The sequence below is a fragment of the Amycolatopsis sp. NPDC114503 genome, from assembly GCF_055633655.1.
In genome coordinates this window covers 640,799-664,259 of sequence record NZ_JBVKDT010000003.1, presented here as the reverse complement: position 1 = coordinate 664,259, position 23,461 = coordinate 640,799, and the positions used below count along the sequence as shown (strand labels likewise).

Sequence of the window (23,461 nt, the reverse complement as noted above, 5' to 3'; positions counted from 1 at the left end):
TCAGCAGAGGTCAGCTTTCAGGCGAGGTCGGCGAGCCGGTCGACCTGGTCGGGATCGCCGCCGTAGCAGTACAGCATCACCTCGTCCGCGCCGAGATCGCGGTACGCGCCGATCGCGGCCCGGATGTCGTCGGCCGTGGCGAGCATTCCGCTCACCATCCGCTCCGCCATTCCGGTGAATTCGTAGTACGCGTACATGGCCTTTTTGGCTTCGTCCACGAGGGAATCCGGACCGAGCGCGACGTTCACCTGCGCCACAAGGCGCGGTTCGCCCTTGCGGCCGAACTCCTGCCAGTCGCGGCGCACGGTGTCGAACAACCCGCCCGCCCACGACGGCGGGGCGGCGGCGAGCAGCCCGTCGCCCCAGCGGGCGACGCGTGCCAGTGCCTTGGGTTTGAACGCGCCGATCAGCATTTCCGGACCGCCCTCGCGCGCCGGGGCCGGGCCGACCGGACCGGCTTCGGCGCTGTGCGGTTCGCCGGACCACAGCCGGGACAAGTCGGCGAGCTGCTGGTCGAAGCGGCGGCCGCGCTCGCGCAGCGGGGTGCCGGCGACGTGGTGGTCGTCCTCGCGTCCGCCGACGCCGAGGCCGAGCACGAATCGCCCGCCGCTCATCCGGTCGAGAGTGGCGGCCTGCTTGGCGAGCAGCGCCGTTTCGCGCAGCGGGGCGAGCAGGACCTCGGTCTGCAGCCGCACGCGGGCGGTCGCGCCGGCCAGCACCGCGAGCGCGGTGAGGGGTTCGGGATTGTGGTAGACGAGGCGGTCGAGCAGCCCGAGCGTGCTGAACGGGCCGGCGTCCGCGCGCCGCGCCCACTCGAGCAGGGCGGCGGGATCGCTGATGGGCAGGCCAATGCCGATGGACATCGGGAACCTCCGGGTAAACGGGTCGACAACAACAAGGGTTGCCGCCCGCTCCTGCGCCCGGGTGTCTTCAGGCTGGCCGGTCCCTTCTGCGGCGTACTTCTCGGGACCGTTCCGTCGGAGTGTTCGAAGCTTATCCAGCGGCTGTCGCGTCGGGCAACGAGGTTTCCAGCACAGCCAGCAGTTCGGTGAGCGCGGGGCCGAGCGGCAGGTCGGCGCGCACTGCGGCGTGCTCGTCGCCGCGGGTCTGGCCCCGGTTGACGATGACGACGGGTTTGCCGGATTTCGCGGCCCGCCGGACGAATCGCAAGCCGGACATGACCGTGAGCGAAGAACCGAGCACCAGCACCGCGGACGCCTCGTCGACCATCCGGTAGCACCGCTCCACGCGGGCGCGCGGCACGTTCTCGCCGAAGAACACCACGTCCGGTTTCAGCACGCCGGAACAGCTCGTGCAGGGCACAGTGCGGAAGGTCCGGACGACGTCCTCGGCCAGTTCGACGTCGCCGTCCGGGTTGATCCGCGTTGCCACGGCTGCGAAATCCGGGTTGGCCGCGCGCAGCCGGGCGTCGAGTTCCTCGCGGGCGGAGGTGCGGCGGCAGCCGAGGCAGACGACGCGGTCGAGGTTGCCGTGCAGTTCGACTACGCCCGGGGTGCCGGCGGCGCGGTGCAGTCCGTCGACGTTCTGCGTGATGACGCCGGAGAGCCAGCCACCCGCCCGCAGCGCGGAAACGGCGTGGTGCCCGACGTTCGGCGCGGCGCGCGCGATGGTGCGCCAGCCGAGGTGGCTGCGCGCCCAGTACCGCTGGCGGCCCGCCTCGCTGGCGACGAACTCGCCGTACGTCATGGGCGTGTGCCGGCGAAGGCTGCCGCTTTCGCCGCGGTAATCGGGAATGCCGGATTCGGTGGAGAGGCCCGCGCCGCTGAGCACGAGCACCCGCCGCCCGGAGACGACCTCGGCCACGTCGGCGACCGTGCCCGTGCGCGGCAGTTCTTCTCCAGGCCCGGCCCAGGTCAGCGTCGGTCGCGTGCGCACGCCGCCAGTCTAATCGCCACCCGGTCGGGAAAAGGGCGATTGGTTTCCCGCGAGCCTGGGTACCAAAGCCACCATGTGGTTCGCGCTGGCTACGCCCGTGGTCGTGATGGTCGCCGCCGTGCTGATGGAATCCGTGGAGCGATATTGCGTGCGGACTCCGAGCGGTGCGGTCCGGCGACCGGTCGAACGGGCGGCGCTGCGGGAAGCGTCGATGCCGGTCGTAGCCGTCGGGGCGGCTCGGCTCAGGCAGCGGACCGCCTGAGCGCCCGCAGGCCGGAGGGGCCGGTGTTCTTGGGAGGAACACCGACCCTCCAGCCGGTGGGCGAGGCCCGCGCTCTCCCCGTCGGGGTGGGAGAGCGCGGGCTTTTTCCCGCGTCAGGGCAGGTGTGGGCAGCACTCCTGACCCGGTGATTCTTTCCGGACAATACGGACAGCTACGCTGCGGGCGTGAACCCCGAACTGCTCTGGCCGCTCGTCGCGCTGCTGATCCTCGGAATCGTGATGAGCACCGGCTGGGGTTCGAGCACCAGATCGCTCGAGCGCAGGATGACCCGGCTGGAGCGCAAGCTCGATCTGGTTCTCGACCGCCTCGGTGTTCAGGAGCCGTCCGGAAGTCTCGCCGGGGAGCTGGAGCCGTTGCTGCGCGAGGGCAAGACGATCGCCGCGATCAAGCGCTACCGCGAAGTCACCGGAGCCGGCCTGAAAGAGGCCAAAGACGCGGTGGACCGGATGGACCGCGGCGCCCGGTGACCTCCGCGGGCGCTACCGGGCGGCGTCCTTGGTGAGCTGCCGGTACCAGTTGTCGTACGGGTGGTTGGTCGCCGGGTAGTTGACCAGCGGATCGGTGGCGAGGCCCGCGTTGTCGAAGTCCCAGCCGCGCACCACGTGGCCGCTCTTGCGCGCGGCGACCAGGAACGCGGATTCCTTGGCCGGAGCCCCGTAGAACAGCCCGTCCTGGAGTTCGGCCGGATCGCCCTGCTGGTATTCGCCGAACGCGACCTGCTGGTACTGCACCCGGCCGCCGCTGACGAGATCCGTGGAGTAGCGCAGGGTTTGCGCCGGCGTGGACCCGTCGGCGCCGGTCGCGACAGAGATTCGCCCCGCGTTCGCCTTGTCGTAACGAGGATCGGACGTCTTCGCGTTGCCGGTCCAGGTCACGGTGTCGCCGGAGAGCGTGCCGCGCCACTGCCAGTTCTGGTTGTTCGACTGGCTGCGGTGGATTTCGCGGATCCCGCCGCCGGTGAACGCGACCGTCGGCAGTACCCCGTTGTCGTACTGGTGGCTCGCCGACCAGCTGATCTCGCCGTCCGCGCCGAGCTGTCCGGTGTGGTACCAGAGCGTGGTGGCGCTCTGCGACTGGTGCACCTCGACGATCCGGCCGGAGTCGTCGAGCGCGAGCGCGGGCGTCTGGCCGCTGTCGTAACGGCCGTGGCGCTGCCAGCTGACGCGTCCGTCGGCGCCGAGCTGTCCGGTCCAGTACCAGAGCGCGCCGCCGCCGGAGTCGTGCACCTCCACGACCTGGCCGCGGCTGTTGACCGCGACCGCCGGGTGGTATCCGACGTCCCGGCGATACGCGGCGCGCGTGCCGCCGTCGCCGGACAGCAGCGGGAGCACCTTGCCGCGCAAGGAATCCGTGGTCGCGCCGGTGCGGTAGGCGGCGGGGGACAGCAGTCGCGGCCCGAACGCGGCACTCAGTTCGGCGTTGACCGCGCCCAGGTTTCCGGCGGCGAACGACTCGTTGTCGGTGAGGTCGTCCTTCAGATCGAGCATGACGACGATCGGCGCCGCGTCCGGGTGCGCGGCGGACCAGGTGTTCACCACGGCGAGCCAGTCGCGCAGACTGTCGGACGCCGGGTTGCCCGCGTGGTCGACGAGGTCGCCGGGCGAGCTGTGGCCGATGCCGTAGTCGTGCCGGGTGGCGTAGCCGTTGTCGTGGACGTCGAATTCGATGAACCGGACGCCCTGGTCGAGCTGGTAGGAGATGGCTCCCTTCGCGCCGTCGACGTTGCCGGAGTAGCTGTTGTGCGTGGCGGCGAAGATCGTGCCGGAGAAGGGCTGCGCGGCGTTCGCGGGTGCGGCGCCGAGCGCGGCGACAGCTGCGGCGGCGACCGCGATCGTGCGTAAACGGTGCATTCGGACCCCCAGGTCAGACGGACAACCGGCGAAATACTGGCGATCTTGGCAGAGATTCATGGCATCTTCTCCTGATGCGGGAAAACGACGAGGAAACGTTCGCCGGCCACGTGGCCGATCTGCTGTCCGGTTTGCCCGGAGTCGAAGCGGTGGCGCTGGGCGGTTCGCGGGCGCGCGGAACCCACCGCCCGGACAGCGACTGGGACTACGCGGTCTACTACCGCGGCGCGTTCGACCCGGACGACCTGCGCGCGCTCGGCCTGCCCGGCGAGGTGTCGGGGCTCGGCGAATGGGGCGGCGGGGTGTTCAACGGCGGCGCGTGGCTGACCGTGCAAGGGCGGCCGGTGGACGTGCACTACCGCGACCTGGACGTGGTCTCGCACGAACTGGCCGAAGCGGAGAAGGGCCGGTTCCGCTGGGAGCCGCTGGCGTTCCACCTGGCCGGGATCCCGAGCTATCTGGTGGTGGCGGAGCTGGCGCTGAACCGTGTGCTGCGCGGGGAGTTGCCGCGGCCGGAGTATCCGGAACTGTTGCAGGAGAACGCGCCCAAGTTCTGGCGTGCTTCGGCGGCGCGGACTTTGGAGTACGCGAAGACGGCGTATGTGCGGCATGGGCGGGTCACCGAGACTGCCGCTTCGGTTGGGGTGGCGGCGATGCAGGCCGGGCACGCGGTGCTGGCCGCGCGAGGGGAGTGGGTGACGAACGAGAAAACCTTGCTGGAACGGGCGGGGTTGCGCGGGCTGGACGACGTGGTGGCCGGGATGGGGCACGACCTGGAGGGGGCGTTCGCGACGGCCTGCGCGTTGCTCGAGCGGGAGGGCGGGGTCGCGTAGCCCGGGAAACCCTTGCGGCGCAACCGTTCCCGCGCGCCAAACCTTGTCGGGCGCGACAGCTCCGTTTCATTCGGCGTGTTACGGGTATATGACTTCAGCACGGCTGTGGCCGCCACGCCGTGGCGAGGTCGCGCGTGCTGAACGGAGGAACACTTTATGCCACAGTCCGAGCCGATCGCGAAGAATCCGGACAAGGGATACGTGGCGCTGCTCGGCTGGTCGCTCAACGCGGTCGAGGCGCTCGACCGGTTCGACCGGCGCTACGTCGTGGTCGCCCCGGACTGGGCGGAGAAGTACTGCGTCGAGCACGACATCCCGTACCTGCTGTGGAACTTCGAGCGGCTCAACGACCGGTCGATGGAGATCGCCGAGATGCTGCACGAGGAAGGCGTCGACGTCGCCATCCCGCTGTTCGAGGAGACCGTCGAATGGGCCGGGGCGATCAACTCCGTCCTGATGGACAACCCGCGCCTGTTCGGCCAGGCCATGCTGCTGCGCGACAAGGCGCTGATGAAGCGGCGCGCGCAGCTCGGCGGCATCCGGGTCGGGATCTTCGAGGAGGCGCACGCCCGCGAGGACGTCGTCCGGTTCCTCAAGCGGGTCAACCAGACGCTGCTCAAACTCGACGGCGACCCGAACGACCCCATCCACCTCAAGGCGTTCGACAAGGCGGGCTGCCTCGGGCACCGCGTCATCCGCACCCCGGACGAGATCGACTCGATCCCGGAGGAGGAGTTCCCGGTCCTGATGGAGTCGCATCTGGACGGATGGGAGTTCGCCGTCGAGGCGTGGATCCACAACGGCAAGGTCAAGTTCCTGAACATCTCGGAGTACGTCACGCTCGGGTACTCGGTGTTCGTGCCGGCGACCCCGGAGCTGGAGCGGTACCGGCCGCAGATCACCGCGCAGATCGAGAAGCTCGTCAAGACCTTCGACATCGAGTTCGGCTTCGTGCACCCGGAGTACTTCGTCACCAGCGACGGCGAGATGTACTTCGGCGAGGTCGCCTACCGCCCGCCGGGGTTCAAGGTCTTCGAACTGCTCGAACGGGCCTACGGCTTCAACGCCTACCAGGCGCTGGTGCTGTCCTTCGACCCGAAGACGACCGAGGAGGAGATCGATGCCTTCTTCCCGAGGGAGGTCGTCGACGCGACCGGCGTCGCGGGCTGCTTCGGCGTGTACCCGCGCCGCCGCGTGGTCAGCGAGTTGCGGATCCCGCAACAGACCGAGGACGACGACTACTACGAGTCGCACGACCTGACCGCGCCGCTGGAAGAGACGGTGACGAAGAGGACCGCGTTCGGCACGCACTGGGGTCTGCTGTACTTCTTCGGGGAAGACGCCTACCGGATGCGCGACCTGCTGAAGAAACAGGAAGAACTGGACTTCTACGTCTGAGCAGGGACGTGTCCGCCACCCCGACCGAAGGACGCACTTGGAGCCGAACGCCGACGTCACCGCCGCGAACGCGACGCTGGCCAAACGCGTGGCCTCGCTCGACGACGCCGTCGCGGCGATGGCCGAGACCCGCGACTTCGGCAAGCACACGAAGCTGCGGCGGGTGCTGGAGGCGCTGCGGCGCGTGCTGCTGCAGCCGGACGGCGCGGCGGCGGTCCGGGCCAGGGCGCGGGCGCTGGAGGACGCCGGGGTCTTCCAGGACACCGACTGGGACACCCCGGAGATCCTCATCCCCGCGCTGGTCGGCCCCGGCCTGCACAGCGGGAACACCGACACCGTGGTGATCGAGGCGACCAGCGAACTGCGGATGCTGGCGGTCGCGTGCGGCGACTACGAGCATCCGACGCTGTCGGCCGAGGACGCCCGCGTGTTCCTGTCGCAGGTGCTGGGGGCGAACCTGGAGCTGCTGTTCACCCCTCCCAGCGAGGCCGAGCGGACGAGGCAGGGCCGGACCGCGCAGCTGATCCGGGACCTGCTGCGGTATCTGGCCGACCAGATCGGCTACGACAGCATCCTGGACAAGGTCGTCGAGGAGATCTGGCGGATCCTGCGCCAGCGCCCGATCCAGGTCGACCAGGTCCGGTCGCTGATCACCCGCATCTCGATCTACCGCGGCGACCCGGACGTCGACCTGGGCGGGTCCTCGGTGCAGGGGCTCGACCGGCTCATCACCAGCCTGTTCGGGACCACCGAGGCCTGCCGGGAGGACCCGGGCGTCGACGTTTTCCGGGCCAGGCTCGAGGCGATGGACGCGGCGAGCCTGCAGTACGAGGCGGCCGGGTTCGCCCGGGCCATGCACGACACCGGGCTGGTGTCGCCGTATCACGCCGAACTGCTGCGGTACCTGGCGCACGAGAGCGACTACCTGCTCGGCGAGGCGCTCGGGCTGTCCGACGTGGGCCGCAACTGCCTGCTGCGCTACCACGACCTGGTCCACCGGATGATCGAGGAGGCCGTGCACCCGCAGACCGCCCAGTGCGTCTACGGGCTCGCTCTCCTGCTCGACCGCGGCATCCTCTACGAGCCGCCGGTCGTGCCCGCGCTGTGGCGGCAGCTGGCGCTGGAACTGTCCGCCGCCGCGCGGGAACGGCTGACGCTCGTGTTCGGCGACCAGCCGAGGCCCGAGGCGCGGCTGCTCGCGGGCGTGCTGTCGATGCTGGGCCAGCCGCTCGGCGTCGGCCAGGGCGACAACCCGACCTGCCAGTCGGCGCGCGCGTTGTCGATGTGGGCCTACAACGACCCGGACTACCTGCTGCAGGTCGTGGTGTGGGCCGCGCGCGACGACGAGGTCGTCATGCATTTCGAAGGACAGCCGGTCTCGTCGAAGGAAAGCGGCGCCGGGCTGTCCGCCGAGCTGCCCGCCGACCTGGACCCGGTGTCGTCGCTGGTCGTGCCGCATCTCGACCGGATCTACGCCGAGATGGGCCGCCGCTGCGCCGACCGCCCCGGCGACCCGCACCGGTGGGTCAACCCCGAATTCCACGGCTGGTGGGCGTCGCGGGGATTCCGGATCAACGTCGACGTGGCCACCGGGAAACTGGTCGACCCGGAGGACTTCCTGCGGCAGTTCCACGCGAGCTACCACCCGGCCTACAACGGCGACCAGCCGCTGATCCACCCGCAGCCGGCCGGGATCGCGGTCACCGACAGCGCGGCCCGCTACGTCGGCTGGCACGCGATCACGATCCTGCGCACGGCCCCGGATCCCGAGGACGTCATGCGGGTGTACTTCTACAACCCGAACAACGACAGCGGCCAGGACTGGGGCGACGGCGTCGTGGTCTCGACCGCGGGCAACGGCGAGCGGTTCGGCGAGGCCTCGCTGCCGTTCGACCAGTTCGCGTCCCGGTTGTACATCTTCCACGTCGATCCTCGGGAGCACGGGGAGCCGGAGAAGGTGCCCGCCGAGGATGTCGCGCGGATCCTCGGTTACGTCGAGCGGAGCTGGGGAGCGGACCGGTTGCCCGCCGGGACGCTGCAGGCGATGCAGAATCCGCAGGCGTGAACGTCAGCCGAGCGCGGAGTCGAGGGAGACCGCGGCGTCGATGAGCGCCAGGTGCGTGAAGGCCTGCGGGAAGTTGCCGAGCTGCTCGCCGGTCGGGGCGATCTCCTCGGCGTAGAGGCCGACGTGGTTGGCGTAGGTCAGCATCTTCTCGAACGCCGTGCGGGCCTCCTCCAGCCGTCCGGCGCGGGTCAGCGCGTCGACGTAATCGAAGCTGCACAGCGAAAACGTGCCCTCGCCGCCGGCGAGCCCGTCCGGGGACGCGACCGGGTCGTAGCGGTAGACCAGGCTGTCGGTGACCAGATCGGCCTTGATCGCGTCGAGCGTCGAGAGCCAGAGCGGGTCCTTGGCCGGGAGGAAACCGGTGCGGGGCATGCGAAGCAGGGCCGCGTCCAGTTCGTCGCCGGCGTCGTGCTGGACGAAGGCGTTGCGCGTGCGGTGCCAGCCGCGGCTGAGGATCTGGCTGTGGATGCTGTCGCGCTGCCAGGTCCAGTCCTCGACCGGGGCGGGCCTGCCGTGCGCGTCCGCCAGCCGGAGGGCGCGGTCGAAGGCGACCCAGCTCATCAGGCGGCCGTAGGTGAAGCGTTTCCGGCCGCCGCGGGTTTCCCAGATGCCTTCCTCGGGCTGGTCCCAGTGGTCGCCGAGCCAGTCGAGCGCGGCGCGGAGCGCGGTCCAGCCCTGGTGCGGCAGCTCGAATCCCGCGCGATCGGCGGCGAAGACGCTGTCGAGGGCTTCGCCGTAGATGTCGAGCTGCAGCTGCCCGGCCGCGGCGTTGCCGATCCGGACCGGGCTCGACCCGCGGTGCCCGGACCAGTGCGCGAGGCGTTCCTCCCGCAGGTCCGAGGTGCCGTCCACCCGGTACAGGACGGCGAGCGGCCCGCTGGTCCCGCCGTCGCCTTCGCGGATGCGGTCGCCGAGCCAGGCCCCGAACCGGGCGGCCTCCTCGGCGAATCCGAGTGCCAGCAACGCCGAAACCGAGAACGACGCGTCGCGGACCCAGGTGTAGCGGTAGTCCCAGTTGCGTTCGCCGCCGATCCGCTCGGGCAGCCCGAGGGTGGGCGCGGCGACCAGCCCGCCGGTCGGGGCGTAGGTGAGCAGTTTGAGCGTGATCGCCGAACGGGCCACGATTTCCCGCCAGCGGCCGCGGTAGGAGGAGCGGGCGAGCCAGGCGCGCCACCAGTCCACTGTGGACTCGAAGAGCGCGGTGAACTCGGCGACGCCGATCTCGCGCGGCGGTTCGGCGGCACCGGTCTCGAGCACGACTCCGCGGACCTGGCCCGCGTCGAGAGCGACCCGGAGACGCACGTCCTCGCCTTCGACGCGCGCGTCGGCGAGCCGGTCGTCGCCGGGCTCGCGAACCGCGTGCAGCACCAGTGACATCCCGGGCGCGGTGAACACGGCCCCGTTGTTGACGAGCATCGCCCGGTGCGGACGGCGGCCGTAGTCGAAGCGGGGCGCGACCAGCACGTCGAAGGTCATCCGGCCGCGGACGCAGCGCACGAGCCGGGCGATCCGGTGCCGTTCGGCGGGGGCCTGCCCGCACGGCGGCATGAAGTCGACGACCTCGCCGATCCCGTCCGGTCCGGAGAACCGGGTGATCAGCACCGCCGTGTCCGGGTGGTACATCTGCGAGCTCGCGCAGGCGCCCGCCGGGCGGATGCGGAACCGGCCGCCGCGTTCGTCGTCGAGCAGGGCGCCGAAGACCGACGCCGAATCGAACCGCGGCGCGCAGAACCAGTCGATCGACCCGTCGGTGGTCACCAGCGCGGCGGTCTGCAGGTCGCCGATCAGCGCGTGCTCGGCGATCGTGGTCTCGGTCATGGGTTTCTCCTTCGGGGCAACGGGTTTCCTCGTCCGCACCGTCGCCCGGCCGGGCCGGGGCCGCCTCATCCGCGCGGGGTGAGGTGGCCCGGCCGCCGCCGCGCCACCGTGTGCGGCACCCGAACAGGAAGGCCCGCCGATGATCGTGCTGCCCCTGGCCCTCGCCCAGTTCGTCGCGAGCTACGCGGCCACCACCATGACCGTCGCCGTCAGCGCCGTCGCCGCGGATCTCGGCACCACCGTGCTCGGCGTGCAGACGGCGATCACCGTGTTCACGCTGACCATGGCCTCGCTGATGGTGCCGGGCAGCAAGCTGAGCGATCTGCTGGGCCGCAAGCGGTGTTTCCTGGCCGGACTGGCTGTCTACGGCGCCGGCGCGCTGCTGGCTTCGCTCGCGCACGGGCCGGGGACGCTGCTCCTCGGCTACTCGCTGCTGGAAGGGATCGGTTCGGCGCTGATGATCCCGCCGATCTACATCCTGGTCACCGTGACGAGCCCGGACCTGGCGGCCCGCGCTCGGGCGCTGGGCGTGGTCAGCGGGGCGGGCGCGCTCGGCGCGGCGGCCGGTCCGCTGCTCGGCGGACTGGTCACGACCTGGCTCGGCTGGCGCGCGTCGTTCCTGCTGCAGGTGCTGCTGGTCGGCGTGATCGTCCTGCTGGCCCTGCGGATCGCCGAACCGCCCGCGCCGCCGCGCGGGAAGCGGTTCGACGTCGGCGGCGCGGCCCTTTCCGCGGCGGGTCTGTTCTTCGTCGTTTTCGGTGTCCTGCAATCCGGTTCGTACGGCTGGCTCGTTTCCCGGGCGGACTTCGCCGTGGCCGGAGCGGTGCTGATCCCGGCGGGAAGCATCTCGCCGGTGTGGCTGTTCGCCGGAATCGGCGCCGCGCTCCTGGCCCTGTTCTTCGTCCACGTCCGCGCGCGCGAACGGGGCGGGCGGGAGCCGCTGGTGCCGTCAGGGCTTTTCCGCGACCGGATCACCGGGCTCGGGTTGGCGACCCAGCACGTGCAATGGCTCGTCCTGCAGGGCGCGTTCTTCGTGGTGGCAGTCTTCTTCCAGGAGGTCCGCGGCTGCGACGCGATCGAAACCGGGCTGATGCTGACTCCCGCGACGATCGGCATCCTCGTCGCTTCGGCCGCCGCGGGCCGGATGGCGCGGCGGCACTCCCAGCGGCGGCTGATCCTCGCCGGCTTCGTCCTCGCCGTCGCCGGATTGCTCCTCGTGCTTGTGCTGGTGCGCGCCGACTCGGGCGTGGCGAGCGCGGTGCCGGGGCTGTTCCTGCTCGGCGCCGGCGTCGGGACCATGCTCACGGCGTCGGCGAACTTGGTGCAGTCCCGCTTCCCGGATTCGGCCCAGGGCGACATTTCCGGGGTGTCGCGCAGCGTGTCCAACCTCGGCTCGTCGGTGGGGACCGCGCTGGCCGGGTCCGTGCTCGCCGGGACGCCGCAGCTGGGCGACCGGTCCTTCGCGCTCGCCCTCGCGACCTTGAGCGTCGCGGCGGCGGCCGGCCTCGTCGCCGCCTTGTTCCTGCCTTCCCCGGAGTGATCGGTCCCTTGTGGACGGTCGGCGGCGCCGCACCGCGGCCGCGATTACCCGCAGCACCGCGCCCAGCACGACCAGATCGGCGACCATCTGGACGGTCACCAGCACCCGGGCTGTCGCGGAAACCGGGGCGATGTCGCCGAATCCGACCGAGCTGAACACCGTGACCGCGAAGTACAGCGCGTCGGTGCGGGTCAGGCCAGTGCTGAAGGAACCGGGACGATCGTGGCCGAGGACGTAGTAGCCGTCGGCGAACAGCAGCAGGAACAACGGGACGACGAGAGCCAGCGCCTGGACGCCCTGTCCGGCCGGGAACGGCGAGCGCAGGATCATCCGCACTTCGCCGACGACCAGCAGCACCACGAGAGCGAGCCCGGCGAGCAGCACGGCCAAGGTCAAGGGCCGCACCGGCTGGCCGATCGGGAGCAGGTAATAGAGGCAGACCAGCGCGGTGACCGTGAGCAGCGGCCGGAGCACCGCGAGGCGGACGAACCGCCACCGCAGCGACGCGGTCACGGCGCGAGCGCCTTCCGCATCAGGGTCTGGTACTCCGCGTCGTCGATGACGCCGTCGTCCAGCAGCCGCCGGGCTTCGGCGATCTGGGCCGCGCTTGTCGTGTCCGATGTGGACGCTGAGCGCAGGTAGCCTGCGAAGCGCCGTTCGACGGCTGCTTCGCGGACGCGCCGCCGAGCTTGCAGTCGCCGGCCCTCGATGCCGAGGTAGAGCAGGACGCCGAGGACCGGCAGGGCGAGCATCAGCAGGGTCCAGCCAGCCTTTGCCCAGCCGGAGGCGCCGGAGCGGTAAAGGTCGCCAATGGCCATGAACAACAGGCCGAACCAGGCGACCCAGCAGAAGAACACCAGCATCGTGGCCATCAGGTTCCAGAACGGGTACTCCGCGCTCGCCAGGGTCATGACTTCTCCTCGCCGGGGATCGGGGGCCGGACGCGCGCCGGCCCGTGCCCGGCCCACCCGAGCGGATCGCGGACGCGCCCGCCTCGCCCGCCGGGGGTGGGGCGGGCGCTAGCCGGCGAAGTCGGGGACCTCCGCGTCGAGGAGCCCGCGTTCCTGCGCGACCGAGACCGCTTCGCGGCGGCTGCGGACGGCGAGCTTCGCGTAGATCCCGCGGACGTGGGTCTTGACGGTGTTGGGCGAGACGGTCAGGTCCTCGGCGATCTCGTCGATCGACCGCTGGGTCGGCAGCAGCCGCAGGACGCCGCGCTCGCGTTCGGTCAGCGGCTCCGGCATCGGCGGGGTGCGCAGCCGGCGCCGCACCGCGAGGATCTCCCCGGCGAACCGTTCGCCGCCGCCGAGCGCGCCGAGCCGGCTGGTCAGGAACCGGACGAGCTCGGGCGGGGCGAAGACGAACGGGAACCGGATCCCGGCGGGTTCCGCCGCGCGCAGGGCGTCGTCGAGCAGCCGGGCCGCCCGTTCCGGCGCCCCGGCGGCCAGCGCGGCCTGCACCGCGACGAGCGTCGCCTCGACCGCGGCCCACGGGAGCGTCATGGGCGCTTCGTCCTCCGTCAGGGCGCGCAGCACGGAACTCGCCGCGTGGTGGCGTCCGAGCCGCAGCTGGGTCCGGGCGCGCACGAGCAGTTCCTCGCCCGAACCGGCGAGGGCGGGCGCGGCCCAGCGAACGGCCTCCTTCGCCTGGCCTGCCGCTCCCAGCCGCAGTGCTGCGCGGTGCTCTAGCACGGCGCACAGGACCGCGTGGCGGGCCGGGCAGGATCGGCCGGTTCCGAGCCGGCGGCGGGCCCGGCGCATCCGGCGCAGCCCGGAATGCCAGCCGCCGAGCTCGAATTCGGCGGCGCCGCGCAGGGTTTCCGCGAACAGCCGCAGGGTGCGGGCCGCCCGCGCGGGCGCGTCGCCGAGAAGCTGCCGGGCCCGTTTCGCGTGCGCGACGCAGTCGGCGGGCTCGCCGCGCACCAGCGCCCCGTACGCCAGCAGGGCCGCTGCTTGCGCGCGCTGGAACGACTGCGGGGCATCCTGGCGCGGCCGCACTGTCCCGGCACGGCGGGCGAGCCGGTCCATCGCCGGGTAATCGCCGTCGCGGCAGGCGATTTCGGCGAGTGCGGCCAAGCAATGGGCGACCGTGAACTCCTGACTGAGTCCTTCCGCCTCGGCGAGGAGATGTTCCAGGGATCGCCGGGCTTCTTCGCGATCGCCGCGAATTGCGAGTGTGCTGGCCCGGTGGGCAGCCGCAAGGACGGCTAGCGCGGTCTCGAGTCCTTCGTCGATCTGCTCCGCTGCGCGCTCAGCCTGCGCCGGGGTGCGGTCGAGCTGGGCGAATCGGGACTGCGCCAGCTGTCGCAGAACGGCCAGCTCCGCTGTCGGCTGGTCCGGCCACGCGGCGTCCGCCCAGGCGAGTCGGAGGCAGGCCGCCGAGGTCTCGGCGGCCTCGAGGCTCAGCGCGGCCGAGATCAGCGCCGCCAGCGGATCGGCGGCGACCCGCCGGTCCTCGACGGCGGCGAGCGCCAGGCGCAGGACCTGGTGTTCGCCGGCGAGCAGCAGCGGGACGGCGTGTGCGCGCAGCAGATCGCCGACCCGGCCGGGATCGCCCGCGCGGACGCTGTGCAGCACGGCGGACGCGGGCCGGTCGTGCGCGGCGAACCAGCTCGCGGCCGTCGCGTGCAGCGTCCGCGCACGGTCCGGGGCCCGCCGCTGCAGTTCCGCCCGCAAGTAGGTGCGCAGCAGCGGCGTGACGCGGCGATGCGGGGGAGTACCGCCGGAGTCGACTGCTCGAACGGACGGCCCGCTCAGCTCGTGGAGCATCGCCTCCGCGTCGGATCGCCCGCACAGCACCGGAGCGAGCCCGGCCGGGATGTCGTCGCAGACGCTGATCGTCCGCAGCAGTTCCCGCTGCGCCGCCGAAAGCGGGGCGAGGACTTCGTCGGTCAGATAGGCGAGCGCGGCGCTGTCGCGTCCGGTGTCGAAGTCCCACAGGCTGCCGTGCCGGGACGCGGACGCCGCCGCGAGGCGCAGCCCGGCCGGCCAGCCCCCGGTCCGGTCGACCAGCGGCGCGACCTCGTGCGGGGCGATCGCCGCGTCGGCGGCGAACAGCGTTTCCGCCTCCCCGGCGGTGAAGCGCAGCCGCTCGGCTCCGATTTCGACGAGCCGGTCCGCGAGCCGGGCCCGGCCCAGCGGCAACGGCGGCTCCCGCCTGCTCGAAACCGCGAGGCACAGTCCCGCGGGCTGGTGGCGCACCAGCGCCCGCAACCCGCGCCACGGCTCGGGCGAGGTGATCTCGTGCGCGCCGTCGAGCACGAGCACGACGGGTTCGCTGAGCGTGTCGAGCGCGTCGGCGAGTTCGGCCAGGAACGCGAGATCGGTGCTCGGGGACTCGGGCACCGCCAGGAACCGCAACGGATCGCCGTCCGGGAACCGGCCGCAGCGGCCGAGCGCTTCGAGGACCGCGGACCAGAAAAGCCGGTCGTCGTTGTCGTCGGCGTCCGCGGACAGCCAGGCGACCGCCCCGCGGCCCCGGCGGCGGGCCCATTCGGCCAGCAGCACGGTCTTGCCGAACCCGGCGGGGGCCCCGACGAACACGATGGCGGCCTCGGCCGCGCGATCGAGGACAGCGAGCAGCCGCGGCCGCGACACGAGGTCCGCGGGCGGGCCGGGAACGGCGACCTTCGTCCTCGGCACTTGTCTTCGGAGCGAGACGTCGAGGCGTCGGCGCATGCGCAAGTCTCCTTCACGGTCGGTTCCGGGCGATTCCGGCGGATTTTGCCAGGCAAGAAGAGCGGCTCATCCGCTGCGGGCGAGGAAAACGGCGTCCGGCGGCAGAATCGTGGGCCGGGTGAAAATACGCAGGAATTCCTCGGCGGGCGGTCGGCCGCGATTCGCCTGCACACAGTTTCTCTGGCTCGGGCCGGGCGAGGTCGTGGTGCTCGACCTGGTGCGGACGGGCTCGGTCAGCGCCGGGACGGCGGTGCTCGGACTGACCGTGGCACTCGCCGCGCTGGTCTCGCCCGCCCGTGTCCGGGCAGGCCTCCGCGCTGGTGCGGACCTGGTGGCACGCCTGGTCTTCCTGCCGCCGCACGGCTGGTCGGCGTTCGTGGTGCTGCTCGATCTGGCTGTCGTCGGCTTCGCGTGGCACGCGGCCGGGCGGGACGGAGGCCGTCGATGAGCGGGCCTGCCGTTCTGGGTTTCCGGGACCGCGCGCATTACGTTTTCCGCGGCTGCGGCACCATTTCAGGAGGGGCCGCCGAAAGCGCCGACGATTTCCGGGACGTGCTCGTGGTCCCCGTTCCGCCGGAAACGATTGTGTTCGGCACCGTCGCCGATCCCGGCGATCTTCCGCGAATCCTGCGCCGGCTCGAATCGCTCGGGATGCACGTCGGATCCGTCCACCGGGTCCGCGAACTCCCCCGGACGGAGCATCGCGCGCCCGGATGAGGCGCGGGCGGTCCGTCACGACCCGGCCGCCGCGACGCGGCCGAGCCGGATCGCCTGCCGCAGCGCGGCGTGGTCGCGTTCGTTCTGGTCGGCGCAGGCCGTCGAGAATTCCCGGACGGCTTCGGCGAAACCCGGACCGGAGCCGAGATACGCGGCGATCGCGAGCGCGTCGCCGGTGCGCGCGTGCGCCTTGGCCACAGTCCACCCGCACAGCCGGGCGTTCGCCCGCAGGACGTCCGGGGTCATCGTCGCGACGTCGCCGGAGCTCCGGTCGTCGCGCAGCCTGCCGACGTGGAAATCGCGGGCCGGGCCATCGAATCCGGGGGAGCGGGCCCAGCCGAGGAAGACGTCGCCCGCGGCCTGGATCAGCCGTTGTCCGGCGACCACCCGCTTTCCGGGATTGTCCGGCGCGCAGGCCCCGGTGTACTCCTGCAGCACTGACGGCCGGGCTTCCTTGAGGCGAAGGAGAAGCGGGTCTCCGGTGTCTGTCCGGACGAGCAGGGCGACCCAGCACCGGGCCCCGGAACCGGCCGGGCCCGGCACGGTGCGCGCCGCGTCGGCCAGCCGGTAACGGTCGAGCACGGCCCGTCGCGCGGGGCCGAGCGTGCGCCGGTAGCGCCTGAGCACGGTGCCGAGGCGATCAGCCAGCGTCGCCGGATCGCCGTCCCCGCCGAGCCGGCCGGCCGCGACCGCCCACGGCGCGCAGGCGGCGAGCTTCAGCGCGCCGTCGCGGATTTCGGTGTGCCGGAAGGCGGCGCGTCGCCGGGCGGGGCCGAGGCGGTGTGCCGCCACCGTCCGCAGTGTCCTGACGTCCGGAGGGGCGAAGAAGATCTCGAGCGGGGTGCGGCGCGCGAACTCGTGCATCGCCAGCCGGTACGCCTCGACCGCGGCCAGCACCGTGCGCCTGCGTTGCCCGGCGGGGTGCCCGATCTCCCGTCCGGCGACCTCGAAGCTCGCGGCGAGTCGTTTGACGTCCCATTCCCAGGGCGCGCGCAGGGTCTCGTCGAAATCGGCGAAGTCGAACACCAGCCGGCGACCCTGCGCGGCGAACAGGCCGAAATTGCCCAGCTGGGCGTCTCCGCAGGCCTGGACCGCGAATCCGGTCCGCGGCGTGGCGGCGAGATCCGCCGCGGCGGGCAGTGCGGCTCCGCGGAAGTACGCGAGCGGCGAGGCGGCCAGCCGGGTGTAGCGCAGCGGCAGCAGTTCCGGGACCCGGCCGGAATCCTGGCGCGCCAGCAGGGCGAGGGGATCGGCGCGCCGGACGGCCTCGGGGAACTCCGCGTGGCGGGCGGCGGGCACGGCGACGCGCGCGGCACGGGCGTGGGCGATCCGCACGCCGGTGTCCTTGTCGGTGAAGGGCATGGGACGGATCGTCGGCCCCGGAACCGGGCGGCGGCGTCGCCCGCCGGGGGTGAAGCGAGGTCATCCGAGACGGGTGACGACGGAACGCGGACGGGTCCGCAGAGTGGGTAGCGGAGGTGCGGTCCGCCTCTTGCGGGACCGCGGCGACGTTCGGGGGCGCCGCCGCGGTCTCGCTTGCGCCGCAACGGCGTTCGTCCGGAATGGCGAGCACAATGGACCGAACGGACGCGTGCCACCGGTACGGCACGCGAACGGGCCCTCGCCGAGCGGGTTCGGCGAGGGCCCGTTCGTGCGCGCTAGAGCTGCTCGTGCTCCGGGGATTCTCCGAAGGCGGCGCGCAGCCGGGCTTCCTCCTCATCGGACAGATTGGTCGTCAAAAGCGAGGCTCCGGTTTCCTTGAACGGCTCGGCGACCCGGTCCAGCACGGCGTTGTCCGACATGACGAACAGTGCGGATGTGCCTGGGGTGACCTGGGTGCGGACGGTGTCGACGAACTCCTCGTCGATCCCGACGTGGCGCAGCGATCCGGTCAGCGCGCCGATCGCCGCGCCGACGGCGGCGCCCAGCAGCGGGACGAGGAAGATCAGGCCGAACAGCAGGCCCCAGAACGTCCCGCCCAGCGCGCCGGCTCCGGCCAGCGAGCCGAGTTCCTTGGTCTTCGGCTTCTTCCGGCCCTCGGGCCAGCTCACGCGCGCCGCGTCGGCGATCGAGATCAGCTGCTGCTTCTGCAGCCGCTGGAGCAGATCCAGTGCGTTTTCCGCGCCGTCGACGGTCGGGAACCTCCATACGGTCAACGTGGCCATGACGTCTCCTCGCTCCGGGATCGGTGGTCCGCCGCACTGTTTCCCGTCCGGCGGCCCGCGGCTTCGCCCGCTCCGGGTGAAAGCCCGGGTCGCCGCGGCCCCTGATCTCACCTGAGGCGGGCGAGGCCCGGAGGTGCGGGAGCCGACCATGATCGCCCGGGTCCGCAGCCCCTCGACGAACGAGGAAGAGACCCATGACCGAACGCATGCACTCCCCGGCCGCGAACGCCGGAGCCCGGCCGCCGCTCCCGCCGGAGCGGGCCGCGGCCCGCGCGCGCCGGGCCGGCTGGATCTGGTTCGCCGGGACGATCACCGTCCTCGCCGGACTCTTCACCGCGATCGAAGGCCTGGTCGCGCTGGTCGACCGGCACTACTACGTCGTCGGCCAGTCCGGCCTGCTCCTCTTCTCCCTGACCGGCTGGGGCTGGCTCCACTTGATCGTCGGCGCCCTCGTGGTGCTGACCGGGGTCGCGTTGTTCACCGGCGCGCAGTGGGCCCGGGTCTGCACGGTCGCGCTCGCCGGCTTCAACGCGCTGGCACAGCTGGCCTTCCTGTCCGCGTACCCGTTCTGGGGCGCGATCGTGATCGCTCTCGACGTCCTGGTGATCTGGGCCGTCATCGTGCACGGAGACGAGGCCGTCGCCGATATCTGGTGACCCGGCGGCCCGGTCGCCGGTGCTCAGTACAGTCGTGGCCTCGCCCCCGGAGCCGACCGCGGTGGCCGGGGGCGAAGTCTCCCGACAGCCGAGAGGTTCGACGTGCCCGCTCGAACGACGACCCGCTCCCGGCCGGTCCCCGGCGCGAAGGTCGCGGTGCCGCGCCTGCCGGGAATCTTCGTCTCCCGCCCGCGGCTGGACGTGCTGTTGGACCGTGCCGCCACGCGGCCGGTCAGCGTGCTCCGGGCGCCCGCCGGGGCGGGCAAGACCGCGGCGCTGTCCGCCTGGGCCGGCGCTGGTCGCGCGGTCGCCTGGGTGTCCCTCGACGAGGACGACAACGACGAAGGCCGGTTGTGGGAAGCGATTCTCGCCGCGTTGCGGCGCGCCGCGGCCGAGTGCGGCGCGCTGCACCGGTTGCGCCCGCCGCCGCCCGGGCTGCGGCGGGCGTTCCTGGCCGACCTCGACGACGCGCTCGCCTGCCAGGCTGGCTCGGTGCGGCTGATCCTGGACGACCTGCAGGAGATCCGCCGCCCGGAGCCCCTGGAAGCGCTCGCGGCGCTGGCCCGCCATCTGCCGCCCGCGCTGCGCCTGGTGCTGTCCACCCGGGTCGAGCCGCCGCTGCGGCTGGCCCGTCTGCAGTTCGAAGACGTGCTGTCCCGGGTGGACGCGGCCGAACTCCGGTTCACCGCGACGGAAACGGCGAGCCTGCTGCGGGCCGCCGGAGCTTCAGTGGACGACGAGCGCGTCCGGGAGCTGACCGAACGCACTGCGGGCTGGGCCGCGGCACTCGGCTGGACGGCGGTTTCGGTGCGCGAAGCAGAGGATGCGGACGCGATCGTGGCCTCCGTGACCGGTGACGATCGCGCCGTGGCGCGGTTCTTCTCCGACGAAGTGCTCGCGCACCTGCCAGAGGGCACCACGGATCTGTTGTTGTGCCTCAGTATCTGCGACGCGGCTTCGGCGACCCTCGCGGTTCGCCTGTCCGGCCGTCGGGACGCCGGCGCGCGACTGGACGAACTCGAGCGAGCGCGGGGCCTGGTCACGCGCACACCGGCCGACACCTACCGCTTTTTCCCGCTGCTGCGCGGTTTCCTGCGTGCCGAACTGGCGCGTCGGGACCCGGAGCGCGTGCCGCGGCTGCATGGAATCGCCGCGCGGTGGCACGCCGGCGAGGGACGGTTCGGGGAGGCGCTCGGGCACGCGGTCGCGGGACACGACCGGGAATACGTCCTGGCGCTGGCCCGGGATCGCGCCGTGCGCCAGGTGCTGGCCGGGGACGGCGAACCGGTGCGTGCCGCGCTCGATTGCCTCGGCAGTGCGACGGTTGCCGCGAACCCGTCGCTGCGGTTGGCGTCCGCTCTCGAGAACATCCAAGGCGGCCGGCTCGCCGAAGCGGAGTCCGATCTCGGCGACGGGGGCGGTGGCGACTGGTGGCCGCTCGCCGTCCGGCATCTGGCCGTAGTCAGGGGAAAACGCCTGGCCGGAGCGGAACCTCCAGCAGCGCGGCACCCGGCGTTGGACGCCTGGGCCCATCTCGATCGCTCGTGGCGTTCGCTGCACCGGGGCGCGCGCCGCCACGCGGGCACGCAGGCGCGGGAGGCGCTGCGCCTGGCGCGCGGCGAGCAATTGGACCACCTCGTGCTGCACAGCAGGCTGGCACTGGCGGTCGCCAGCGCCGTCGGCGGGAAGCACCCCGCGATGCGCCGGGCGTGCACCGGTGCGCTCGCGGTCGCGCGCCGGCACGGCTGGCAGCGAACTCCCGGTGTCGCCGAGTGCCGCCTGTTGCTCGCCTACGACGAACTGATGCGCGCTGAACCGGCTGTCGCGGTAGGTGAACTGACCCAGGCGACTGCGGCCGAGGTGCCTGGTTCAGCGCCGTTGCTGACGCCGTTGCGCGAGTTCTTCGAGGGCATCGCGCGTTTCGACGACGGCGACCGGACGGCGGGCTCTCAGCTCATGCGCGCGGCGCGCCGGCAGCTTGCGGGCTTGGACCTGCCCCGCGAATTCGTCGGGGTGTGCGCGGTCGCCGAGCAGCACGCTGCGCTCTCTCTCGGCGAAGCGTTGCACGCGACGGAAGTCCTTGCCTGGGCCCAGGAACAGCTGTCGGGAAGCGGCGAGCTGGCTGTCCTGCGGATCCGCGCCCACCTCGCCGCCGACGAGACCGGCGCGGCCGAAGCCGTGTTGCGGGAAACCGCATCGGCGCCCGCGCTGCTTCCCGCCACCCCGGTCGACCGGTGCCTGGCCGAAACCGCGCTCGGTCTGCGCTCGTACCGCCGGACCAAAGCGCTCCAAGCCCTCGACCAGGCTCTCGCGCTCGCCCGGCCGAACGGGCTGGTGCGGCCGTTCGCGCTCGCCGAGCCGCCGGTCCGGGACCTGCTGATCGGGCACTCCGGCGGATTCGGCTCGCTCGACCGGTTCGCGCAGACGGTCCGCGGCAGGCTCGTCCCGCACGCTCCGGCCAGCGACCTGACCGATCGCGAGCAGGTGGTGCTGCAGCGCCTGCCGTCCCAGCGCTCGCTGGACGAGATCGCGTCCGACCTCACCGTCTCGGTCAACACCGTGAAAACCCACGTCCGGGCCATCTACGGCAAGCTCGGAGTGAACAACCGGCGCTCGGCCGTCGTCGCCGCCCGCCGGCACGGCCTGACCTGACGCCGGTCAGCCGTCGTCGCGGCGCGGAGCCGACAGCAGCGCTTCGGCCCAGCGCGCCTGCGGATCGACGTCCACCAGCAGCGCCTTGGCCAGCAGGGTCGCCGGCACGGCGAGTACCGCGCCGAGCGGGCCGAGCAGCCAGGTCCACAGCACCAGCGCCAGTACCGTGACCACAGTGGACAGTCCGACCGAGCCGGCCACGAACCGGGGCTGGACCAGCGATTGCACCACGAAGTTCAGCACGAGGTAGACCGCGAGCACCACGAGCAGGCCGCGCCACCCGCGGTCGAGGAGCGCGATCGCCGCGGGCGGGGCCACCCCGATCACGAAACCCACGTTGGGAATGTAGTTGGTGACGAAGGAAAGCAGCCCCCACAGCACAGCCCCGGAAACGCCGAGCAGCGCCAGCGCGGCGGTGTCGAGCGCTGCCACGAGCCCGCCGAACACCGTCGTCACGAGCAGGTACCGCCGCGTGCCCGTGACGAAACCGCGCAACGCCGGGGGAATCCACGGCCGGTCGCGCGCGATCCGGCGCAGCCGTTGCCCGGCCCAGGCCGTTTCGGCGCTGAGGAAAAGCAGAAGGGCGAAGAGGAACGCGAGATTCGTGACCAGCTTGCCCGCGTCCGCGAGCAGAGACCCGGCCAGCCGGACGAGTTTTCCGGAATCGACGGAGGAAAGCATGCCGCGCACCTGCGCTTCGCCGACCCCGAGCGTGGCCAGCCCGTCGTGCAGCAGCTCGTCGACCCGCCCGGCGTAGCGCGGGGCCAATGCGGACAACTGCGCGACCGACACCACGACGACGAGAAAGAAGGCCAGCAGGACGGCATAGACGGCGACGGTCAGCACGGCGACGGTCAGCCAGCGTGGCAATCCCTTGCCCCGCAACCAGGTTCGCACCGGATCGAGGGTGAGCACGACGACCAGGGCGAGAAACACCGGAGCGGCGAACCAGGCGATGGCCTGCACACCGGCGAGCACGACCGTCGCGGCTGCAGCGCCGAGCAGCACGACGAGCGCGCGGGGAAGCGGGGTGCCGCTTGCTTCGCACTCGGGCGGGACTGGTGGCGGTTGCACGTCCTCGCCTCGTCGATCGGCGACGTCGCGGCGGGGCTTGCGGAACCGGCGAGCCGGGAAATCGGTGAACGATGCTCGCACCATGCGAATCCTCCGGAAGCAGACGGCGTGCTCCACTGTGGCGGGGAGCGCGGGCCCGGTCCTCACCCGGTGCGGGCGGGTTGTCGTCGCCGGGGTTCGCGTTTTTGTCGGTGGTGCCTGCGACGATGGCTTGGACCGACCGAGGAGGGCACGATGACGGATACTTTGACCGAACTGGCTTGGCTCGATAGCAATGGTCCGCTGCACGACATCTTCTGTATTTCGTTTCTGCGGGGGCTCGACCCGCCGGAGGTCTTGCGCCGCTTCGGAGCCGCCGCCGGCGAGCAGCTGGCTTTCGCCGAACTGAACAGCCTGGTCGCGGAATACGTCGGGCAAACCCAAGGCGGAAGCGGCGGCGGGTACGTCGGCGTGGTGTCGTCCGGGGAGTGGAGCGTGGCGATCGAACCGTGGGGCTGGCAGGGGAATCTGCCGGAGGTCGTCACCGGACTGTCCAAGGGAAGCGAGGTCGTGGCGGTCAACCGGCACGACTACGCCGAGGCGCACTTCGTCTACGCGGTGGACGGCACGGTGGTCGCGGGCTTCCTCCCGCGCCTGCCGAGTCAGCGGTACGGCAGCGAACCGGAGCGGTTGACGCCGTGGATGCGCGAGGCCGGGTTGGATCCGGAGGGAGAGGAACGGCCGCCGAACCCGAACGCGGCGGCGTTCGCGGTGGCGGCGAGGGTGACCGGGGTGAGGTTTGCCCCGGAGTTTCTCGAGCGGACGTTGCTGGTGGGGGACATCCGGAGTTAGCCGGTA

The 23,461-nt window shown here is 72.0% G+C and carries 20 protein-coding genes and 1 pseudogene; 11 read left to right on the top strand and 10 right to left on the bottom strand.

Annotated features, from left to right (window positions below):
* Positions 1-17: 17 nt before the first annotated feature.
* Together ACZ7OI_RS15635 and ACZ7OI_RS15630 are read right to left on the bottom strand one after the other, a co-directional pair.
* Positions 18-863, bottom strand: a complete 846-nt coding sequence (locus ACZ7OI_RS15635) for an LLM class flavin-dependent oxidoreductase (RefSeq protein WP_470264874.1) — start codon at positions 861-863, stop codon at positions 18-20.
* 130 nt (positions 864-993) lie between these two features.
* The gene (locus ACZ7OI_RS15630) at positions 994-1,896 is read right to left on the bottom strand and encodes an NAD-dependent protein deacetylase (protein ID WP_470264873.1); all 903 of its coding nucleotides are present in this window, start codon (positions 1,894-1,896) and stop codon (positions 994-996) included.
* Positions 1,897-1,969: 73 nt separating this feature from the next.
* Between ACZ7OI_RS15630 and ACZ7OI_RS15625 the strand changes: the two genes are divergently transcribed.
* Positions 1,970-2,158 (top strand): hypothetical protein, encoded by a 189-nt coding sequence (locus ACZ7OI_RS15625; protein ID WP_182888851.1) that lies wholly within the window; start codon positions 1,970-1,972, stop codon positions 2,156-2,158.
* A gap of 185 nt (positions 2,159-2,343) precedes the next feature.
* A complete protein-coding gene (locus ACZ7OI_RS15620; RefSeq protein WP_470264872.1) occupies positions 2,344-2,646 on the top strand; it encodes a ribosomal protein L7/L12 in 303 nt (100 codons plus the stop codon).
* A 12-nt stretch (positions 2,647-2,658) separates the two neighbouring features.
* Here the strand turns inward: ACZ7OI_RS15620 and ACZ7OI_RS15615 are convergent, their stop codons facing one another.
* Complete coding sequence (locus tag ACZ7OI_RS15615) at positions 2,659-4,029, bottom strand: PI-PLC domain-containing protein (protein ID WP_470264871.1); 1,371 nt, start codon at positions 4,027-4,029, stop codon at positions 2,659-2,661.
* Between the two features lie 74 nt (positions 4,030-4,103).
* Between ACZ7OI_RS15615 and ACZ7OI_RS15610 the strand changes: the two genes are divergently transcribed.
* From ACZ7OI_RS15610 to ACZ7OI_RS15600, 3 genes are all read left to right on the top strand, one after another.
* Positions 4,104-4,862, top strand: a complete 759-nt coding sequence (locus tag ACZ7OI_RS15610; RefSeq protein ID WP_470264870.1) for a nucleotidyltransferase domain-containing protein — start codon at positions 4,104-4,106, stop codon at positions 4,860-4,862.
* 156 nt (positions 4,863-5,018) lie between these two features.
* Positions 5,019-6,260 carry an ATP-grasp domain-containing protein gene (locus ACZ7OI_RS15605; protein WP_470264869.1) on the top strand — a complete coding sequence of 414 codons (1,242 nt, stop codon included), beginning with the start codon at positions 5,019-5,021 and terminating at the stop codon, positions 6,258-6,260.
* A gap of 37 nt (positions 6,261-6,297) precedes the next feature.
* Positions 6,298-8,325 (top strand): hypothetical protein, encoded by a 2,028-nt coding sequence (locus ACZ7OI_RS15600; protein ID WP_470264868.1) that lies wholly within the window; start codon positions 6,298-6,300, stop codon positions 8,323-8,325.
* Positions 8,326-8,328: 3 nt separating this feature from the next.
* Here the strand turns inward: ACZ7OI_RS15600 and ACZ7OI_RS15595 are convergent, their stop codons facing one another.
* Positions 8,329-10,143, bottom strand: a complete 1,815-nt coding sequence (locus tag ACZ7OI_RS15595) for a glycoside hydrolase family 15 protein (RefSeq protein ID WP_470264867.1) — start codon at positions 10,141-10,143, stop codon at positions 8,329-8,331.
* Between the two features lie 139 nt (positions 10,144-10,282).
* Between ACZ7OI_RS15595 and ACZ7OI_RS15590 the strand changes: the two genes are divergently transcribed.
* A complete protein-coding gene (locus ACZ7OI_RS15590) occupies positions 10,283-11,683 on the top strand; it encodes an MFS transporter (protein WP_470264866.1) in 1,401 nt (466 codons plus the stop codon).
* 87 nt (positions 11,684-11,770) lie between these two features.
* On the opposite strand, the pseudogene ACZ7OI_RS15585 reads toward ACZ7OI_RS15590, so the two are convergent.
* From ACZ7OI_RS15585 to ACZ7OI_RS15575, 3 genes and pseudogenes are all read right to left on the bottom strand, one after another.
* Positions 11,771-12,013: pseudogene (locus tag ACZ7OI_RS15585) on the bottom strand (ion channel); the annotation flags it as partial.
* A 179-nt stretch (positions 12,014-12,192) separates the two neighbouring features.
* Complete coding sequence (locus tag ACZ7OI_RS15580; RefSeq protein ID WP_470264865.1) at positions 12,193-12,594, bottom strand: SHOCT domain-containing protein; 402 nt, start codon at positions 12,592-12,594, stop codon at positions 12,193-12,195.
* 108 nt (positions 12,595-12,702) lie between these two features.
* Positions 12,703-15,360, bottom strand: a complete 2,658-nt coding sequence (locus ACZ7OI_RS15575; RefSeq protein WP_470264864.1) for a winged helix-turn-helix domain-containing protein — start codon at positions 15,358-15,360, stop codon at positions 12,703-12,705.
* A 118-nt stretch (positions 15,361-15,478) separates the two neighbouring features.
* Here ACZ7OI_RS15575 and ACZ7OI_RS15570 point away from each other — a divergent pair, with 118 nt between their 5' ends.
* Positions 15,479-15,808 (top strand): hypothetical protein, encoded by a 330-nt coding sequence (locus ACZ7OI_RS15570; RefSeq protein ID WP_470264863.1) that lies wholly within the window; start codon positions 15,479-15,481, stop codon positions 15,806-15,808.
* Positions 15,805-16,077 (top strand): hypothetical protein, encoded by a 273-nt coding sequence (locus tag ACZ7OI_RS15565; RefSeq protein ID WP_470264862.1) that lies wholly within the window; start codon positions 15,805-15,807, stop codon positions 16,075-16,077. Before ACZ7OI_RS15570 ends, ACZ7OI_RS15565 begins: the two co-directional genes overlap by 4 nt.
* Before the next feature lie 15 nt (positions 16,078-16,092).
* On the opposite strand, the gene ACZ7OI_RS15560 is transcribed toward ACZ7OI_RS15565, so the two are convergent.
* Positions 16,093-17,439 (bottom strand): DUF2252 domain-containing protein, encoded by a 1,347-nt coding sequence (locus ACZ7OI_RS15560; RefSeq protein WP_470264861.1) that lies wholly within the window; start codon positions 17,437-17,439, stop codon positions 16,093-16,095.
* A 296-nt stretch (positions 17,440-17,735) separates the two neighbouring features.
* Positions 17,736-18,242, bottom strand: coding sequence for a DUF1269 domain-containing protein (locus ACZ7OI_RS15555; protein WP_470264860.1), 507 nt, complete (start codon positions 18,240-18,242; stop codon positions 17,736-17,738).
* A gap of 194 nt (positions 18,243-18,436) precedes the next feature.
* Here ACZ7OI_RS15555 and ACZ7OI_RS15550 point away from each other — a divergent pair, with 194 nt between their 5' ends.
* The gene (locus tag ACZ7OI_RS15550; protein ID WP_470264859.1) at positions 18,437-18,898 is read left to right on the top strand and encodes a DUF7144 family membrane protein; all 462 of its coding nucleotides are present in this window, start codon (positions 18,437-18,439) and stop codon (positions 18,896-18,898) included.
* Positions 18,899-19,000: 102 nt separating this feature from the next.
* Positions 19,001-21,550: a winged helix-turn-helix domain-containing protein gene (locus tag ACZ7OI_RS15545; protein ID WP_470264858.1), complete on the top strand. Its 2,550-nt coding sequence runs from the start codon at positions 19,001-19,003 to the stop codon at positions 21,548-21,550.
* 6 nt (positions 21,551-21,556) lie between these two features.
* Here the strand turns inward: ACZ7OI_RS15545 and ACZ7OI_RS15540 are convergent, their stop codons facing one another.
* Positions 21,557-22,708, bottom strand: coding sequence for an AI-2E family transporter (locus ACZ7OI_RS15540; protein WP_470264857.1), 1,152 nt, complete (start codon positions 22,706-22,708; stop codon positions 21,557-21,559).
* A 150-nt stretch (positions 22,709-22,858) separates the two neighbouring features.
* Between ACZ7OI_RS15540 and ACZ7OI_RS15535 the strand changes: the two genes are divergently transcribed.
* Positions 22,859-23,455 (top strand): DUF6461 domain-containing protein, encoded by a 597-nt coding sequence (locus ACZ7OI_RS15535; protein ID WP_470264856.1) that lies wholly within the window; start codon positions 22,859-22,861, stop codon positions 23,453-23,455.
* Positions 23,456-23,461: the final 6 nt, after the last annotated feature.